Below are 17925 nucleotides of genomic sequence, written 5' to 3'. Positions count from 1 at the left end.
ATGGAAACGAAAAAAAATAATAGTGAATACATTCCTGAGTTTGATAAATCCTTTCGCCATCCGCGCTACTGGGGAGCCTGGTTGGGCGTGGCGGCGATGGCCGGTATTGCTTTAACACCTCCGAAATTCCGCGATCCCATTCTGGCGCGACTCGGGCGTTTTGCCGGACGACTGGGAAAAAGCTCGCGCCGTCGTGCGTTGATCAACCTGTCCCTCTGTTTTCCGGAACGTAGCGAAGCCGAACGCGAAGCGATTGTTGATGAGATGTTTGCCACAGCGCCCCAGGCGATGGCGATGATGGCGGAACTGGCGATACGTGGGCCGGAGAAAATTCAGCCGCGCGTCGACTGGCAGGGGCTGGAGATCATCGAAGAGATGCGGCGTAACAACGAGAAAGTGATCTTTCTGGTGCCGCACGGCTGGGCAGTGGATATCCCCGCCATGCTGATGGCCTCGCAAGGACAGAAAATGGCGGCAATGTTCCATAATCAGGGCAATCCAGTTTTTGATTATGTCTGGAACACCGTGCGTCGTCGTTTTGGCGGACGTCTTCACGCGAGAAATGATGGCATTAAACCGTTCATCCAGTCGGTTCGTCAGGGCTACTGGGGCTATTATTTGCCCGATCAGGATCATGGCCCGGAGCACAGCGAATTTGTTGATTTCTTTGCAACCTATAAAGCGACGCTGCCCGCGATTGGTCGTTTGATGAAAGTGTGTCGTGCGCGCGTCGTACCGCTGTTTCCGATTTATGATGGCAAGACGCACCGTTTGACGATTCAGGTGCGCCCGCCGATGGACGACTTGTCAGAAGCGGATGATCATACGATTGCGCGGCGGATGAATGAAGAAGTCGAGATTTTTGTTGGTCCGCGACCAGAACAATACACCTGGATTTTAAAATTGCTCAAGACCCGGAAGCCTGGTGAAATCCAGCCGTATAAACGTAAAGATCTTTATCCCATCAAATAAAAAAAGCCTCTCACGAGGAGTAATGCCAGTCAGTTAAGCAACTGACTGGCTCTTTTTCGGGGCTGTGGGGTATTTCCAGGGCCTCTCCTTTACCACTCTCGGGAAGGCCCTTTCCCTTCTTGTCGGTAATTTCACAAGTTGTCCCATACTTGCAAGATCGCGCATCAGCTCCGGTATACGTCCCGGTGAAGCGCCCTGCAATGTCATCAGCATTCTCATCACCATTCCGCATGATTCTGAGAAACTCAGTTGATTCGGCCAGTAACCTTTCAGATGTTCTGCCATTTTAATCATCTGATATCTCACCAGATTATAAGCCAGTAAGACACCCCACAGCTCTTGCTCCACAAGCTCCGGCTTTTTACTTCTCAGCGTCAGCCTGCTCAGTTGCATCGTCTGTTTTATCTCCCTGTATCCCAGTTCGATTTCCCAGCGATGACTGTACAGATCCGCCATTTCTCCTCCGGGGAAGCGCATGGCGTCCGTCATCGACGTCAGCAGATGGCAGACTTTTCCTTTGCGCGTCACGGTCAGCAGGCGGGCTGTCACCTCATTTCCCAGTCCCGGCCACTTTTTTCGTGCCTGCGGGCTGGTTTTCAGCTTCACCAGATGATCGCCTTTACCCAGTTTTCTGATCTCTTCATATTGCGCTCCCTTTCTGAGAGGGATCATCCAGTGGCGGTGTTCTCCCGCCTGGCTCCAGGCATTTAACAGTCCCAGTGAGTAATAACCTTTATCCATTAACGTCAGGGTGTTATCGCCGGTTTGTTCTATAAGTTGCTCAGCAAGCTCATTTTCGCTGTTCTTCATCGTGCCGAAGGCTGCAGCCGTCAGCAGATGGCTGGTCAGTTCCATCTGGCAGACCATTTTGACCTGCGGGTAGAGCGCCGGGTTCCCGGCATGTGTCTGGCGGGGGAAGGCTGCATCGTTCTCTGGTGTATCCGGTGTGCGCCAGAACACACCATCGATGGCCAGCAGGGTCAGGCCGCACCAGTGCGGATGCGGCGTGGCGTTATGCCAGAGCTGCGCTGTTTTCGTGAACACGCGGCGGACAGCCTCACTTCCCAGGCGCTGGCGGGCCTGAATAACGGCACTGGGGGCAACGAAGGGGCGATTGCCCGGTAGCATGATGTCCAGGCGATTCACAATCTGGTGAAGAGGTTCTTTACGCTCAAGCGCCATGCCAACAATACACCAGACCATCATTTCGAGGGGAAGACGGCGCTTGCGTAGCGTTACAGTACCTGATTCGGCAAGGCAACGAGAGATGAGTTCGGGGTCGAGGTAATCCCCCAGAGAAGTCAGTGGGTTACGCAGAGAATCGTAACGGGATACCAGATCAAGGGCCTGTCCAATGTGCATAAAAAAATCCGGAAACGAGTGAGCGTTTCCGGATTCTTACACAACCACTGGATCGGTCAACTGATCCTTAACTGATCGGCATTACTCACGAGGAGAGGCTTCCGTTAGTTGATAAGTTCAAGTTTGCCTGATGAGTAATTTTATCGAGCCTACAGACGATTTGTAATCTTTTGAATTATCAAGGTGTTGTAGGCCGGACAGGGCGTTTACGCCGCATCCGGCAACTTACTTACTCAACAGTTAAAATACGCGTGGTATTGGTAGAACCCACGGTACTCATTACGTCGCCCTGGGTGACGATGACCAGGTCGCCGGACATCAGATAGCCTTTATCGCGCAGCAGATTTACCGCTTCGCTGGCCGCAACTACGCCATCACTTGCACTGTCAAAATAGACCGGCGTGACACCACGATAAAGCGCAGTCAGGTTCAGGGTACGCTCATGACGAGACATGGCGAAAATTGGCAGACCGGAACTGATACGGGAGGTCATCAGCGCGGTACGACCAGACTCGGTCATGGTGATGATAGCGGTAACCCCTTTCAGGTGGTTAGCTGCATACATCGCGGACATGGCGATTGCTTCTTCCACATTATCGAACTGAACGTCCAGACGGTGTTTAGAAACGTTAATGCTCGGGATTTTTTCAGCACCCAGGCAAACGCGCGCCATCGCAGCAACTGTTTCTGAAGGGTATTGGCCCGCAGCGGTTTCTGCAGACAGCATCACGGCATCAGTACCATCCAGCACGGCGTTTGCCACGTCCATAACTTCTGCACGGGTTGGCATCGGGTTGGTGATCATTGACTCCATCATCTGGGTCGCTGTAATTACCGCACGGTTAAGCTGGCGCGCACGACGGATCAAGGCCTTCTGAATGCCGACCAGTTCCGGATCGCCAATTTCAACGCCGAGGTCACCGCGTGCGACCATCACCACGTCAGAGGCGAGGATAATGTCGTCCATTGCATCCTGGCTGCAAACGGCTTCCGCACGTTCAACCTTGGCGACAATTTTCGCATCACAACCTGCGTCGCGTGCCAGACGGCGGGCATAGTTCAGATCTTCGCCACAGCGCGGGAAGGAAACTGCCAGATAATCCACGCCAATCAGTGCTGCAGTCTGAATATCAGCTTTATCTTTTTCGGTCAGTGCTTCAGCCGACAGACCGCCGCCGAGTTTGTTGATCCCTTTATTGTTAGAGAGAGGGCCACCGACAGTGACTTCGGTGAACACTTTCATGCCCTGAACTTCCAGCACTTTTAACTGTACGCGACCGTCGTCCAGCAGCAGGATGTCGCCAGGCACGACGTCAGCAGGCAGACCTTTATAGTCGATACCGACTTTTTCTTTATCGCCTTCACCTTTACCCAGGTTAGCATCCAGCAGGAATTTGTCCCCAATGTTGAGGAACACCTTACCTTCTTTAAAGGTAGATACACGAATCTTTGGCCCCTGAAGGTCACCCAGAATAGCCACATGACGCCCCAGTTTTGCGGCAATTTCACGAACTTTATCTGCGCGCATTTTGTGATCTTCAGGCGAGCCGTGAGAAAAGTTCATACGTACAACGTTTGCGCCGGCAGCGATAACTTTTTCAAGGTTATTATCGCGATCAGTAGCCGGGCCTAACGTGGTAACGATTTTGGTTCTGCGAAGCCTTCTGGACATGTAATACTCCGTTGACTGAAACAACAAGGTGTTGCTTGAACATGAAATTCGCATAAATTAAAACGATAACGGTTCTAAATTAAACACATGCGAATGTCGTATAAGGATAGAACAGTGACTATCGTTTCAGCGATCGTCACTTAAATTAAGTAACTGCTTATCAAAACGCGATTCCTTGAGAGCTTCCTTGACCCGCTTCAAGTTATCTCTGAATTTTGTTCCGCGTCGCAAAGTAAATCCTGTTGCCAGCACATCTATCACGGTCAACTGTGCAAGTCGAGAGACCATGGGCATATAAATGTCAGTATCTTCCGGTACATCGAGGGTAATTGCCAGCGTTGCTTCCCGGGCGAGTGGCGTTCCCGCTGAGGTGAGGGCAATCACCATTGCGTCGTTTTCTCGCGCCAGTTGCGCCAGTTCAACCAGATTTTTTGTTCTGCCGGTGTGGGAAATCAGCACAACGACGTCACCATCACTACAATTCATACAACTCATTCGTTGCAGTACGATATCGTCCGAGTAGATCACCGGAACATTGAAGCGAAAAAACTTATTCATCGCATCGTGGGCAACGGCAGCGGAAGAACCTAATCCAAAAAAGGCAATTTTCTTCGCCTGGGTGAGGAGATCAACGGCACGATTGACGGCGGATTTATCCAGCGAGTGACGGACGTGATCAAGAGTAGCCATTGCCGACTCAAATATTTTCCCTGTGTATGATTCAACGCTGTCATCTTCATTGACGTTGCGATTAACATAAGGAGTGCCATTCGCCAGACTTTGCGCCAGATGCAGTTTAAAATCAGGAAAACCGCGAGTGTCCATGCTGCGACAGAAACGATTCACCGTCGGCTCGCTAACATTGGCTTCCAGCGCCAGAGCAGCAATACTCGAATGGATCGCGTTGTCGGGCGAAGCAAGAATGACCTCGGCAACTTTGCGTTCTGATTTGCTCAAATGTTCCAGTTGAGACTGGATTTTTTCCAGCATATTCATGATGTAAAGAGACTCACGGGTAATGACGATTTCCGCTCTGAAAGAAATCGAAATGCAGTTTTGTCAGATATTACGCCTGTGTGCTGGGTTAATGACAAAAGCAGATAAAAAAGTTGTTATTTTTTTTCATAACATGATCAGTGTCAGATTTTTACCCAATGGAAAACGATGGTTTTTTTATCAGTTTTGCCGCACTTTGCGCGCTTTTGCTGTAATCGCACGGGTGGATAAGCGTTTACAGTTTTCGCAAGCCCGTAAAAGCAGTACAGTGCACCGTAAGAAAATTACAAATATACCCAGGCTTAAGTACCGGGTTAGTTAACTTAAGGAGAATGACATGGCGGTAACGCAAACAGCCCAGGCCTGTGACCTGGTCATTTTCGGCGCGAAAGGCGACCTTGCGCGTCGTAAATTGCTGCCTTCCCTGTATCAACTGGAAAAAGCCGGTCAGCTCAACCCGGACACCCGGATTATCGGCGTAGGGCGTGCTGACTGGGATAAAGCGGCATATACCAAAGTTGTCCGCGAGGCGCTTGAAACCTTCATGAAAGAAACCATTGATGAAGGTCTGTGGGATACCCTGAGTGCGCGTCTGGATTTTTGTAATCTTGATGTCAATGACACGGCCGCATTCAACCGCCTTGGCGCGATGCTGGATCAAAAAAATCGTATCACCATTAACTACTTTGCCATGCCACCAAGCACCTTTGGTGCGATCTGCAAAGGGCTGGGTGAGGCAAAACTGAATGCTAAACCTGCTCGCGTGGTCATGGAAAAACCGCTGGGAACATCACTGGCGACTTCGCGTGAAATTAACGATCAGGTAGGCGAATATTTCGAGGAGTGCCAGGTTTACCGTATCGACCACTATCTGGGTAAAGAAACGGTACTGAACCTGCTGGCGCTGCGTTTTGCTAACTCTCTGTTTGTGAACAACTGGGACAATCGCACCATTGATCATGTTGAGATCACGGTGGCAGAAGAGGTCGGAATCGAAGGGCGCTGGGGGTATTTTGATAAAGCCGGTCAGATGCGCGATATGATCCAGAACCACCTGCTGCAAATTCTTTGCATGATTGCGATGTCTCCGCCGTCCGACCTGAGCGCCGACAGCATCCGTGATGAAAAAGTGAAAGTACTGAAGTCATTGCGTCGAATTGACCGCACCAATGTGCGTGAAAAAACAGTACGCGGGCAATACACCGCAGGCTTCGCTCAGGGCAAAAAAGTACCAGGCTATCTGGAAGAAGAGGGTGCGAATAAAAGCAGTAACACGGAAACCTTCGTGGCTATCCGCGTCGACATCGATAACTGGCGTTGGGCTGGCGTGCCGTTCTACCTGCGAACAGGTAAACGTCTGCCGACAAAATGCTCTGAAGTTGTGGTCTATTTCAAAACACCAGAACTGAATCTGTTCAAAGAGTCGTGGCAGGATCTGCCGCAGAACAAACTGACTATTCGTCTGCAACCCGATGAGGGCGTGGATATCCAGGTGTTGAATAAAGTCCCTGGTCTTGATCACAAACATAATCTGCAAATCACCAAACTGGATCTGAGCTATTCAGAAACCTTTAATCAGACGCATCTGGCTGATGCTTATGAGCGTCTGTTGCTGGAAACGATGCGCGGTATTCAGGCGTTGTTTGTGCGTCGCGATGAAGTGGAAGAAGCGTGGAAATGGGTAGATTCCATTACTGAAGCATGGGCGATGGACAACGATGCGCCGAAACCGTATCAGGCCGGAACCTGGGGCCCGGTTGCCTCGGTGGCGATGATTACCCGTGACGGTCGCTCCTGGAATGAGTTTGAGTAATATCTCGACTTATCCTTACGGGTTATTTTACCGGTAACATGTTCTTGCACAGATTGTAGAGTAATTTTTACACTTTTGAGCCTCGTGTGGATTCACCCACGAGGCTTTTTTTATTACACTCACTGAAACGTTTCTGCCCTATGAGCTCCGGTTACAGGCGTTTCAGTCATATTTTTCTTGAGTGAAACGCATTGTGAATCAGCCTGCTCTGACAACTCAATTTCAGGAGCCTTTATGAATCCACAATTGTTACGCGTAACAAAACGAATTATTGAACGTTCGCGCGCGACTCGTTCTGCTTATCTCGCCCGGATCGAACAAGCGAAAACCTCGACCGTTCATCGTTCGCAGTTGGCATGCGGTAATCTGGCACACGGTTTCGCCGCTTGCCAGCCAGAAGACAAAGCCTCCCTGAAAAGCATGTTGCGTAACAATATCGCCATTATCACCTCCTACAACGACATGCTCTCTGCCCACCAGCCTTATGAACATTATCCAGAGATCATTCGTAAAGCACTGCATGAAGCTAACGCGGTCGGCCAGGTGGCGGGGGGTGTTCCGGCGATGTGCGATGGTGTCACCCAGGGGCAGGACGGAATGGAGCTGTCGCTGTTAAGCCGCGAAGTGATTGCCATGTCGGCGGCGGTGGGGCTGTCTCATAACATGTTTGATGGCGCGCTGTTCCTCGGCGTGTGCGACAAGATTGTCCCAGGGCTGACGATGGCTGCACTGTCGTTCGGTCATCTGCCTGCGGTATTTGTGCCATCAGGCCCGATGGCAAGTGGTTTGCCAAACAAAGAGAAAGTTCGCATTCGCCAGCTTTATGCTGAAGGAAAAGTGGATCGTATGGCGCTGCTGGAGTCAGAAGCCGCGTCTTATCATGCGCCGGGTACGTGTACTTTTTACGGTACAGCCAACACCAATCAGATGGTGGTTGAATTTATGGGGATGCAGTTGCCAGGCTCTTCTTTTATTCATCCGGACTCTCCACTGCGTGATGCATTAACTGCAGCCGCTGCGCGCCAGGTTACACGCATGACCGGCAATGGTAATGAATGGATGCCAATCGGTAAGATGATCGATGAGAAAGTGGTGGTGAACGGTATCGTGGCGCTGCTGGCAACAGGTGGTTCCACTAACCATACAATGCACCTGGTGGCGATGGCGCGTGCGGCGGGTATTCAGATTAACTGGGATGACTTCTCTGATCTTTCTGATGTCGTACCGCTGATGGCGCGTCTCTACCCGAACGGCCCGGCCGATATTAATCACTTCCAGGCGGCGGGAGGCGTACCGGTGCTGGTGCGTGAACTGCTCAAGGCGGGTCTGCTGCATGAAGATGTGAATACGGTAGCGGGTTTTGGTCTTTCTCGTTATACCCTCGAGCCGTGGCTGAATAACGGTGAGCTGGACTGGCGAGAAGGTGCAGAAAAATCGCTCGACAGCAATGTGATCGCTTCCTTCGAACAACCTTTCTCTCATCATGGTGGGACAAAAGTGTTAAGCGGTAACCTGGGCCGTGCGGTTATGAAAACCTCCGCTGTACCCGTTGAAAACCAGGTAATTGAAGCGCCTGCGGTTGTTTTCGAGAGCCAGCATGACGTTATGCCAGCCTTTGAAGCGGGTTTGCTGGACCGTGATTGTGTGGTTGTTGTTCGTCATCAGGGGCCAAAAGCGAACGGAATGCCAGAATTACATAAACTCATGCCGCCACTTGGTGTATTATTGGACCGGCGTTTCAAAATTGCGTTAGTTACCGATGGACGCCTCTCCGGTGCTTCAGGTAAAGTGCCGTCAGCTATCCACGTAACACCAGAAGCCTACGATGGCGGGTTACTGGCGAAAGTGCGCGATGGAGACATCATTCGTGTGAATGGACAGACAGGCGAACTGACGTTGCTGGTAGACGAAGCGGAACTGGCTGCTCGCGAACCACACATTCCTGACCTGAGCGCGTCACGCGTAGGAACAGGACGTGAATTATTCGGCGCCTTGCGTGAAAAACTGTCCGGTGCCGAACAGGGCGCAACCTGTATCACTTTTTAAGACGACAAAATTTGTAATCAGGCGAGAGAAAACTCTGATGAAAAACTGGAAAACAAGTGCAGAATCAATCCTGACCACTGGCCCGGTTGTACCGGTTATTGTGGTAAACAAACTGGAACACGCGGTGCCAATGGCAAAAGCGTTGGTTGCTGGTGGCGTGCGCGTTCTGGAAGTGACTTTGCGTACCGAGTGTGCAGTTGATGCTATCCGTGCAATCGCCAAAGAAGTACCGGAAGCGATTGTGGGTGCTGGTACTGTGCTGAACCCACAGCAACTGGCAGAAGTGACCGAAGCAGGCGCACAGTTCGCCATTAGCCCGGGTCTGACTGAACCACTGCTGAAAGCAGCGACTGAAGGCTTCATTCCTCTGATTCCAGGTATCAGCACTGTTTCTGAACTGATGCTGGGTATGGACTACGGCCTGAAAGAGTTCAAATTCTTCCCGGCGGAAGCTAATGGCGGCGTGAAAGCACTGCAGGCGATCGCAGGCCCGTTCTCCCAGGTTCGTTTCTGCCCGACTGGTGGTATTTCTCCGGCTAACTACCGTGACTACCTGGCGCTGAAAAGCGTGCTGTGTATCGGTGGTTCATGGCTGGTTCCGGCGGATGCGCTGGAAGCAGGCGATTACGACCGCATCACTAAGCTGGCACGTGAAGCAGTAGAAGGCGCGAAGCTGTAAAAGTCAAAATGCCCGATCCATGATCGGGCATTTTTGCAGCGTGTTTCTGACGGACTTAACCTTGTACTTTCACCTGTGCGGCGGCGTGCTTCGCGCGTTCAATCGCCTCATCAATGCTCTCCGCTGTAGCCAGTGTCACACCCAGACGACGGCTGCCATCAATTTCCGGCTTACCAAATAAACGAATCTGCAAACCTGCGCCAACGGCATTCTGCACATTATCAAACGTGACATTCTGACTGGTCAGTTGCGGCAGGATAACTGCAGAAGCGGCAGGGCCATTCTGACGAATCCCGCCAACAGGCAGTCCGAGGAACGCGCGTACATGCAGGGCAAATTCCGAGAGATCCTGAGAAATTAACGTCACCATCCCGGTGTCATGCGGGCGAGGGGAGACTTCACTGAAAATCACCTCATCGCCACAGACAAACAACTCCACACCAAACAGACCATAGCCGCCCAGCGCCAGCACCACTTTGCGGGCAATCTCCTGCGCACGTTCCAGAGCCAGTGGGCTCATTTGCTGCGGTTGCCAGGATTCGCGATAGTCACCATCTTCCTGACGATGACCTATTGGTGCACAGAAATGGACGCCATCCACCGCACTGACGGTTAGTAGGGTAATCTCAAAGTCAAACTTAACCACGCCTTCAACAATCACGCGGCCCGCCCCGGCGCGACCACCTTGCTGGGCGTACTCCCACGCCTGAGCAAGCTGGTCGGCAGAGCGAATAAACGTCTGCCCCTTGCCGGAAGAACTCATGACCGGTTTAACGATACAGGGATAGCCAATGGCGGTAACCGCCTCGCGGAAAAGACTTTCGCTATCGGCAAAACGATACGTTGAAGTGGGAAGCTGAAGTTCTTCTGCCGCCAGGCGACGGATCCCTTCGCGATTCATCGTTAGCTGAGTCGCACGAGCGCAGGGGACAACATTCAACCCTTCCTTTTCAAGCTGGATCAGCATATCGGTGGCAATAGCTTCGATCTCCGGCACGATATAGTGCGGTTTTTCCAGTTCAACCACACGGCGCAACGCATCGCCATCCAGCATATTGATGACATGAGAACGATGCGCGACATGCATGGCTGGCGCGTCGGCATAGCGATCGACCGCAATCACTTCTACACCGAGGCGTTGGCACTCGATGGCCACTTCTTTACCCAGTTCACCGGAGCCTAATAACATCACGCGAGTTGCTGCCTGACGCAGCGCAGTGCCTAATAACGTCATAACGAATATCCCCTGATTAATTCCGCGCGCAGTATAAACGAAAACGTTTGCGTATGTCTTTATTGCTTGATTGCTCGTGTTGATTTCAAGACCGAAAAGAATTATACTGTATAAAATTACAGTTATTGTGAGAGGCTGCAAATGGCGGTTGAAATTAAATACGTAGTCATTCGTGAGGGCGAAGAGAAGATGTCGTTTACCAGCAAAAAGGAAGCCGATGCTTATGACAAAATGCTTGATACGGCGGATCTGCTCGACACCTGGCTGACAAATTCTCCAGTACAAATGGAAGACGAGCAACGTGAAGCGCTTTCGCTGTGGCTGGCAGAACAGAAAGATGTGCTTAGCACGATTCTGAAAACTGGTAAATTACCGTCTCCCCAGGTGGTCGGTAGTCGCTCTGATGTGGCAGATGAGACACACGCCGCCTGAAGCCACTTGCGCTCCTGATAATTTGTACCATGCTTTCTCCTGAATCATTGTGCTATGGAGAAAAACATGAAAAAAAGAGGGGCGTTGTTGGGGCTGTTACTGCTTTCTGCCTGTGCATCAGTTTTCGCTGCAAATAACGAAACCAGCAAGTCGGTCACTTTCCCAAAGTGTGAAGGTCTGGATGCAGCTGGAATCGCTGCGAGTGTAAAACGCGATTATCAACAAAACCGCGTCGCGCGCTGGGCAGACGATCAAAAAATCGTTGGTCAGGCCGATCCGGTAGCGTGGGTCAGTGTGCAGGATATTCAGGGTAAAGATGATAAATGGTCAGTTCCGCTGACCGTGCGTGGTAAAAGCGCTGATATTCATTATCTGGTTAATGTGGACTGTAAAGCGGGAATGGCGGATTACCAGCGTCGTTAATTGCTGTCAGTCATTGCACACAACCCCTGGCGGATGCGGCGCGAGCGTCTTATCCGCTCTATAACGCACCAGATCCCGCAGGCCTGATAAGGCGCGACAGCGTCGCATCAGGCAATCAGCATAAGGCAACTCCAATTACGGCTACAAACCTCTACCATCGCAATTACCCTAAATAACCCGATCACCATTTTCCGTGGCTGGCTTCCTTGCTGTCCACTAATTTGCGCATCTTTTGCCTCAATATACACTTTCTGACATCCTCATCCGCTATGCTACAGGCATTAAAATGGTTATTGAGGAGCAAACATGGCTAACTGGTTAAATCAACTGCAATCCCTTCTCGGGCAAAACAGTTCTTCTACCTCCTCGTCTACGGATCAGGGATTGGGCAAACTTTTAGTGCCGGGCGCATTAGGCGGGCTGGCTGGGTTACTGGTAGCGAATAAATCAGCACGTAAACTTTTAACGAAGTATGGCACGAACGCGTTGCTGGTAGGCGGTGGCGCGGTGGCTGGTACGGTGCTGTGGAACAAATACAAAGATAAAATTCGCGCGGCGCACCAGAACGAACCGCAATTCGGCACCCAGAGCACGCCGCTGGATGAGCGCACGGAACGTTTGATCCTCGCGCTGGTATTTGCCGCTAAAAGTGATGGTCATATTGATGCCAAAGAGCGTGCGGCTATCGATCAGCAATTGCGTGAAGCGGGTGTAGAAGAGCAGGGCCGTGTTCTTATCGAGCAGGCAATCGAACAGCCATTGGATCCTCAGCGTCTGGCCCTGGGGGTTCGAAACGAAGAAGAGGCGCTGGAAATCTATTTCCTGAGCTGTGCAGCTATTGATATTGACCATTTTATGGAGCGTAGTTACCTGAATGCACTGGGCGACGCGCTGAAAATTCCCCAGGATGTTCGCGAAGGGATCGAACGCGATCTCGAACAGCAAAAGCGTACTTTGTCTGAATAATCCTTCTCTCTGTATAGCCCTATATTTACGTTTTTCGGGCTATACAAACTCGCACAGCTAGTTGAACCGACTGATTTTATCTGCCTGCTACCTTTCGATTTTCACTTCATAACGTGTCATCATCGCTGCAATGACTGTCCTGTTTCGCTTGCATCCCGGGTGAGTTTTGCCACCCTTATAAGATGCTTCAACCAGAAAGAACAATAACATGCTACCAAAAGCTGCTCGAATTCCCCATGCCATGACGCTTCATGGTGATACGCGTATCGACAATTACTACTGGTTGCGGGACGACACGCGCTCGCAGCCGGAAGTACTGAATTACCTGCAACAGGAAAATAGTTACGGGCACCAGGTGATGGCTTCGCAACAAGCCCTGCAGGATCGGATACTAAAAGAAATCATTGAGCGTATCCCGCAAAGAGAAGTCTCTGCGCCTTATATTAAAAACGGTTATCGTTACCGGCATATTTATGAACCCGGCAGTGAATATGCCATTTATCAACGCCAGTCTGCATTCACTGAAGAGTGGGACGAATGGGAAACGTTGCTTGATGCCAACAAGCGGGCGGCACACAGTGAATTTTATTCTATGGGCGGCATGGCTATAACGCCCGATAACACCATTATGGCGCTGGCAGAAGATTTCCTTTCCCGACGCCAGTACGGCATCCGTTTTCGCAATCTTGAAACGGGCAACTGGTATCCCGAACTGCTGGATAATGTGGAACCCAGCTTTGTCTGGGCGAATGACTCATGGACTTTTTATTATGTGCGTAAGCATCCGGTAACTCTGCTGCCTTATCAGGTCTGGCGGCACGCCATCGGGACTCCGGCATCGCAAGATAAACTGATCTACGAAGAAAAAGACGATACTTTTTATGTCAGTTTGCATAAAACGACATCAAAACACTATGTGGTTATTCACCTTGCCAGCGCCACGACCAGTGAAGTTCGTCTGCTGGATGCCGAGCTGGCCGATGCAGAACCGTTTGTCTTTTGGCCGCGGCGTAAAGATCACGAATACAGTCTCGATCATTATCAGCACCGCTTTTATCTACGCTCTAACCGTAACGGCAAAAACTTTGGTTTATATCGTACCCGAATGCGTGAAGAGCAGCAGTGGGAAGAGTTAATTCCGCCACGCGATAACATCATGCTGGAAGGATTTACGCTGTTTACCGACTGGCTGGTGGTTGAAGAGCGCCAGCGTGGGTTAACCAGTCTGCGGCAAATCAATCGCAAAACGCGGGAAGTTATCGGTATTGCTTTTGACGATCCGGCTTACGTCACCTGGATTGCCTATAATCCGGAACCTGAAACTTCGCGATTGCGTTACGGCTATTCCTCCATGACCACGCCAGACACGCTGTTTGAACTGGATATGGACACCGGTGAACGCCGCGTATTAAAACAAACTGAAGTGCCCGGTTTTGATGCAGAGAATTACCGTAGTGAACACCTGTGGATCACCGCCCGTGATGGCGTCGAAGTTCCGGTTTCGTTGGTTTATCATCGCAAACATTTCCGCAAAGGGCACAACCCGCTGCTGGTGTACGGATATGGTTCTTACGGCGCAAGTATTGATGCCGATTTCAGTTTTAGTCGCCTGAGTTTGTTGGATCGCGGCTTTGTCTACGCCATTGTGCATGTTCGTGGCGGTGGTGAACTGGGGCAGCAGTGGTACGAAGATGGCAAGTTCCTGAAAAAGAAAAATACTTTCAATGATTATCTTGATGCCTGCGACGCACTGTTAAAGCTGGGTTACGGTTCTCCTTCGCTCTGTTATGCGATGGGGGGTAGCGCGGGTGGCATGTTGATGGGGGTCGCTATCAATGAACGACCAGAATTGTTCCACGGCGTTATTGCCCAGGTGCCGTTTGTCGATGTGGTGACGACGATGCTTGATGAGTCGATTCCGCTCACTACGGGCGAGTTTGAAGAGTGGGGGAATCCGCAGGATCTACAATATTACGAGTACATGAAAAGCTACAGCCCGTATGACAATGTCACGGCGCAGGCTTACCCACATTTGCTGGTGACGACAGGTTTACACGATTCACAGGTGCAATACTGGGAACCGGCAAAATGGGTGGCTAAATTGCGCGAGCTTAAAACAGACGACCATCTGTTGCTGTTATGTACCGACATGGACTCGGGGCATGGCGGCAAATCCGGTCGCTTTAAATCTTACGAAGGTGTGGCAATGGAATATGCTTTTCTGGTCGCGCTGGCGCAGGGAACATTACCTGGTCAGCCAGCGGCTTAAGCATCCGCCAAATAGTGCTTCAAGGTTAAACGCAGTTCCGGGCTCATACTGTCGAGGTTATTAAACAACCAGCGCAGATAGCCCGGATCGCGCTCTGCAACTTCTGATACCGCTTTGCCGCGATACTTGCCAAACGTGAATGTCGTTAACAATGACGGACGCCCGGTGATATCCGCCATTTGTTCTACCGTCCAGCCGGATGTGTTCATAATATCGATAAGTAAGGCCGCGGTGATGTAACAGTCATACAGCGCACGGTGGTGATGCAGCCCCGGCGGCGTTTGCACATTGAGCTTACGTGTTTTATACAGCGCCATGTTGCTGTACTTGATCCCCGGCCACAAACGACGGGCCAATTTCATCGTGCAGATCCACTCACCGGGCATTTCAGGCAGTACACGGCGGTCAAAGCTGGCGTTGTGGGCGACATACCATTCACTACCGTAGTAGTGTGGGAGCACGTCTTCAATCCACGGTTTGTCAGCAACCATGGCTTCAGTAATACGGTGGATCGCCATAGCCTGCGGAGTGATAGGGCGGTCGGGGCGAACCAGGTGACTCATAGGGTTAACGATTTTCCCGTCAACAACATCAACAGAGGCAATCTCCACGACCCCTCCCTGTAAACCGCAGGTTTCAGTATCGATAATACGCAACATGGCAAAACTCCGGGTCGAAAACGCCTAGCGTAATGGAATGATATCGCCTTGCCAACCCTGCGATGTGCGCTGACCAACTAACAATAACGAACCGTAATCGGCGCGGACGATGAGGCGACCATATTCATCCCACAATGCACTATTACCGCGGGCATTAGCCATTAGAACAGCGATGGAATATTGATGTGAGAAAAATTGTAAGTGGCGAGTAGAAGTCAATAAATCTGGCTCGCTGATGCACTGACCGGTGGTAAAGAGTGAGCAGCTCGGGTCCATATCAATACCTTCAGGTTGTCCATCCACCACCGTGATGGTTTTGGAATGTCGCCCCAGGCATGCTCCGTGACTTTGATGATAAATTGCTGGCGCATTCATCCACGGTGCAAATACGGCAATTCCACGAATAAATCGATCGTTATATTCAACGGGAAGGCCGGTAATAATGGTCATTCGATAAGTCATTGCGGCATAACAAAGCGGGTCTAATAGCGAGAGGTCGGGCGGGGCAGGAAGAGGGCGTCGTTTATAATCACATCCCAGTAGAGAAAGCGAGGGGAAAACCAAAAGTTCACACTGCTGTCTGGCGGCAGCCCTCACGAACTCCAGATGATGGGCTACCTGCTCAGTGAGTGAGGCTTTACGAGGCTCATATTGTGCTGCTGCGACTTTCCTGTATGACATGATGACTTCCTTTTCACAGTGTCCGCAAATATTGGTGAGAATAAGAAAATACTCATAATTTAGCAGGCATCATGTAAGGAAGTGTAACTTAATATAAGGTTTATTTAAGTTTAGGTTCGTAAGGTAAACGTGACAGATTTACAGAGGTGAGACGGTGGGCGATAAGGCGCTCACGAAACCAGCTTCGCAGGTGTTCTGGTTGTTCACGTTCAACCGCTTCAGCAATCACCGGCATATTGTAACGTTCTTTAAATGCTACCCCGGCGGCCGCCAGATCGACATTAACTTTATCCATTTCAGTTTGATCCAGTTTGGCCAGATTCTTCAACATGCTGTGTCTCCTCATTAATCGCGGGCAAAAGTTACTAAGAGTTAGCCAGGATGGCAAGCCGGAATTGATGATCCTCGACTCTATCATTAGACAAGGTTATGCTCAGTAAAAAAGTTATTACAAAAAGGAATAGATAATATGGCTTCAACTGCACGTTCCCTTCGTTATGCGCTGACATTTCTGACAGCTTCGCTGGGAGTACCTTCTGCCTGGGCGCATGCGCATTTGACGCATCAGTATCCTGCGGCGAATGCGGAGGTTATCGCTGCTCCACAGGCCATTACTTTAAACTTCTCTGAAAGTATTGAACCCGGGTTCAGTGGCGCAAAAGTCATTGGCTCAAAGAATGAAAATATTAAAACGTTACCCGCGAAGCGTAATGAACAGGACAAAACCCAATTGATTGTTCCGCTTGCCGACGCCCTGAAGCCTGGGAGTTATACCGTTAACTGGCATGTTGTTTCGGTGGACGGGCATAAAACCAAAGGGCAATACACCTTTACAGTGAAATAAAGCATGTTGGCGTTTACCTGGGTCGCACTACGATTTATCCATTTTATCTCCCTGATGCTGGTCTTTGGCTTCGCGATGTATGGAGCATGGCTGGCACCAGTAACAATTCGTCGATTACTGACGAAACGTTTTCTGCGTATACAACAGCACGCCGCCGTCTGGAGTTTGAGCAGTGCCGCTGCGATGTTCGCCGTTCAGGGAGGGTTGATGGGCGCGGGATGGCCGGATGTGGTGTCGTTGAACATTTGGTTGTCGGTGTTACAAACACAGTTTGGTGGTGTCTGGATTTGGCAAATCGTTCTCGCCCTCGTTACGCTGACCGTGGCTCTGATGCAACCACGGAATATGCCTCGTTTGTTGTTTATGTTAACTACCGCGCAATTTATTTTGATGGCGGGAGTAGGACACGCGACATTAAACGAAGGATTAACGGCGAAAATCCATCAGACGAATCACGCCGTACATCTGATCTGTGCGGCGGCATGGTTTGGTGGCTTGCTGCCGGTCGTCTGGTGTATGCAGTTGGTGAAAGGGCGTTGGCGACGTGAGGCCATTCATGCACTGATGCGATTCTCCAGGTGTGGGCATTTTGCTGTGATAGGTGTACTGGGCAGTGGTGTGCTTAATACATTGTTAATCACTGGATTTTCCCCCACACTTGCGACGTACTGGAGGCAGCTTTTATTACTTAAAGTCATACTGGTAATGGTTATGGTGGCCATCGCGCTGGCAAATCGTTATGTTCTTGTTCCGCGCATGGGGCAGGACGAAGACCGTGCGGCACCCTGGTTTGTGTGGATGACTAAACTCGAATGGGCGATAGGTGCGGTAGTGCTGGTGATTATCAGCCTGCTTGCGACTCTCGAACCTTTTTGAT

18 protein-coding genes are annotated in these 17925 nt (G+C 50.7%); 11 read left to right on the top strand and 7 right to left on the bottom strand.

Annotated elements, in window-relative coordinates:
* Positions 1 to 972 (top strand): lauroyl-Kdo(2)-lipid IV(A) myristoyltransferase, encoded by a 972-nt coding sequence (gene lpxM, locus C1192_RS06370; protein ID WP_001516257.1) that lies wholly within the window; start codon positions 1 to 3, stop codon positions 970 to 972.
* A 33-nt stretch (positions 973 to 1005) separates the two neighbouring features.
* Here the strand turns inward: lpxM and C1192_RS06365 are convergent, their stop codons facing one another.
* The 3 genes from C1192_RS06365 to hexR form a co-directional block, all read right to left on the bottom strand.
* Positions 1006 to 2334, bottom strand: coding sequence for an IS4-like element IS4 family transposase (locus tag C1192_RS06365; protein WP_103194780.1), 1329 nt, complete (start codon positions 2332 to 2334; stop codon positions 1006 to 1008).
* Positions 2335 to 2563: 229 nt separating this feature from the next.
* Positions 2564 to 4006, bottom strand: a complete 1443-nt coding sequence (gene pyk / locus C1192_RS06360; RefSeq protein ID WP_000091161.1) for a pyruvate kinase — start codon at positions 4004 to 4006, stop codon at positions 2564 to 2566.
* A 126-nt stretch (positions 4007 to 4132) separates the two neighbouring features.
* The gene (gene hexR, locus C1192_RS06355; protein ID WP_001056699.1) at positions 4133 to 5002 is read right to left on the bottom strand and encodes a DNA-binding transcriptional regulator HexR; all 870 of its coding nucleotides are present in this window, start codon (positions 5000 to 5002) and stop codon (positions 4133 to 4135) included.
* Positions 5003 to 5024: 22 nt separating this feature from the next.
* Between hexR and C1192_RS06350 the strand changes: the two genes are divergently transcribed.
* The 4 genes from C1192_RS06350 (at position 5025) to kdgA (ending at position 9540) form a co-directional block, all read left to right on the top strand.
* On the top strand, positions 5025 to 5324 hold the full coding sequence (locus C1192_RS06350) for a hypothetical protein (protein WP_000155615.1): 300 nt from the start codon (positions 5025 to 5027) through the stop codon (positions 5322 to 5324).
* Between the two features lie 15 nt (positions 5325 to 5339).
* Positions 5340 to 6815 carry a glucose-6-phosphate dehydrogenase gene (gene zwf / locus C1192_RS06345; protein ID WP_000301721.1) on the top strand — a complete coding sequence of 492 codons (1476 nt, stop codon included), beginning with the start codon at positions 5340 to 5342 and terminating at the stop codon, positions 6813 to 6815.
* A gap of 234 nt (positions 6816 to 7049) precedes the next feature.
* Positions 7050 to 8861 carry a phosphogluconate dehydratase gene (gene edd / locus C1192_RS06340; RefSeq protein ID WP_038354775.1) on the top strand — a complete coding sequence of 604 codons (1812 nt, stop codon included), beginning with the start codon at positions 7050 to 7052 and terminating at the stop codon, positions 8859 to 8861.
* A gap of 37 nt (positions 8862 to 8898) precedes the next feature.
* Positions 8899 to 9540 carry a bifunctional 4-hydroxy-2-oxoglutarate aldolase/2-dehydro-3-deoxy-phosphogluconate aldolase gene (gene kdgA, locus C1192_RS06335; protein WP_038354774.1) on the top strand — a complete coding sequence of 214 codons (642 nt, stop codon included), beginning with the start codon at positions 8899 to 8901 and terminating at the stop codon, positions 9538 to 9540.
* A 55-nt stretch (positions 9541 to 9595) separates the two neighbouring features.
* On the opposite strand, the gene purT is transcribed toward kdgA, so the two are convergent.
* A complete protein-coding gene (purT, locus tag C1192_RS06330) occupies positions 9596 to 10774 on the bottom strand; it encodes a formate-dependent phosphoribosylglycinamide formyltransferase (RefSeq protein WP_038354773.1) in 1179 nt (392 codons plus the stop codon).
* Between the two features lie 141 nt (positions 10775 to 10915).
* On the opposite strand from purT, the gene yebG reads away from it, so the two are divergent.
* The 4 genes from yebG (at position 10916) to ptrB (ending at position 14864) form a co-directional block, all read left to right on the top strand.
* Positions 10916 to 11206 (top strand): DNA damage-inducible protein YebG, encoded by a 291-nt coding sequence (yebG, locus tag C1192_RS06325; RefSeq protein WP_000257577.1) that lies wholly within the window; start codon positions 10916 to 10918, stop codon positions 11204 to 11206.
* 66 nt (positions 11207 to 11272) lie between these two features.
* Entirely contained in the window at positions 11273 to 11629 is a 357-nt protein-coding gene (gene yebF / locus C1192_RS06320; protein ID WP_001516261.1) for a protein YebF, read from the top strand.
* 306 nt (positions 11630 to 11935) lie between these two features.
* Positions 11936 to 12595, top strand: coding sequence for a tellurite resistance TerB family protein (locus tag C1192_RS06315; protein ID WP_000024720.1), 660 nt, complete (start codon positions 11936 to 11938; stop codon positions 12593 to 12595).
* A gap of 208 nt (positions 12596 to 12803) precedes the next feature.
* Entirely contained in the window at positions 12804 to 14864 is a 2061-nt protein-coding gene (gene ptrB, locus C1192_RS06310; protein WP_038354772.1) for an oligopeptidase B, read from the top strand.
* On the opposite strand, the gene exoX is transcribed toward ptrB, so the two are convergent.
* The 3 genes from exoX to holE form a co-directional block, all read right to left on the bottom strand.
* Positions 14861 to 15523, bottom strand: coding sequence for an exodeoxyribonuclease X (gene exoX / locus C1192_RS06305; protein ID WP_000944296.1), 663 nt, complete (start codon positions 15521 to 15523; stop codon positions 14861 to 14863). The genes ptrB and exoX overlap by 4 nt on opposite strands.
* Positions 15524 to 15547: 24 nt before the next feature.
* Positions 15548 to 16204 (bottom strand): carbon-nitrogen hydrolase family protein YobB, encoded by a 657-nt coding sequence (gene yobB, locus C1192_RS06300; RefSeq protein ID WP_000122137.1) that lies wholly within the window; start codon positions 16202 to 16204, stop codon positions 15548 to 15550.
* A gap of 100 nt (positions 16205 to 16304) precedes the next feature.
* Positions 16305 to 16535, bottom strand: a complete 231-nt coding sequence (holE, locus tag C1192_RS06295) for a DNA polymerase III subunit theta (protein WP_000916764.1) — start codon at positions 16533 to 16535, stop codon at positions 16305 to 16307.
* Between the two features lie 138 nt (positions 16536 to 16673).
* Between holE and yobA the strand changes: the two genes are divergently transcribed.
* Together yobA and copD are read left to right on the top strand one after the other, a co-directional pair.
* Complete coding sequence (yobA, locus tag C1192_RS06290) at positions 16674 to 17048, top strand: CopC domain-containing protein YobA (protein WP_000168753.1); 375 nt, start codon at positions 16674 to 16676, stop codon at positions 17046 to 17048.
* A gap of 3 nt (positions 17049 to 17051) precedes the next feature.
* Positions 17052 to 17924, top strand: a complete 873-nt coding sequence (gene copD, locus C1192_RS06285; RefSeq protein WP_038354771.1) for a copper homeostasis membrane protein CopD — start codon at positions 17052 to 17054, stop codon at positions 17922 to 17924.
* The last annotated feature ends 1 nt before the right edge of the window (position 17925 follow it).

The sequence above is a fragment of the Escherichia marmotae genome, assembly GCF_002900365.1.
GTDB lineage: Bacteria > Pseudomonadota > Gammaproteobacteria > Enterobacterales > Enterobacteriaceae > Escherichia > Escherichia marmotae.
The sequence above is the reverse complement of the archived record's forward strand: the minus strand, read 5'-3'. Positions and strand labels throughout refer to the sequence as shown.